Annotated in this window: 1 pseudogene; it reads left to right on the forward strand. The window is 59.8% G+C overall.

From position 1 onward, the window contains the following. A pseudogene (locus ACR9ZH_RS18435) lies at window positions 1–455 on the forward strand (hypothetical protein); the annotation flags it as partial.

A 455-nucleotide genomic window follows, 5' to 3' on the forward strand; every position in this document is an offset into this window, starting at 1 on the left:
GCCTATAGCCACCGTGATGGCAAGGGCCTGGGCAACTATTGCGGCACGCCGTACAACGTGAGCTACACCACGCTGAGCAACAAGGAAACCGACGTCAACGGCGCCCTGTTCCTGCGCTACCACCTCACGCCGGAGACCGAACTGTATTCGGACATCCTGTACAGCTACAGCAACCCGACCTACTCGGGCGGAAGCCCGTTCTGGAACCAGAGCTTCTACAACCAGACCAGCGGCCAGTACGAGACCTGGCAGCGCATCTTTGGCCCTGAAGAGGTCGGCCTGGATTCCAAGGACCAGCACGTCTTCACGCACAGTTACAACTTCACGCTGGGTGGCCGCGGCCCGCTGTTCGATACCGGGTTCGACTACGACATCTATTACAACCGCTCGCAGACCAACCTGGTGCGCAAGTCCACGGACTTCGTGGCCAACAACGGCGTGGACCAGTACTACCT

This window comes from Luteibacter sp. SVR4-7G (genome assembly GCF_056755555.1).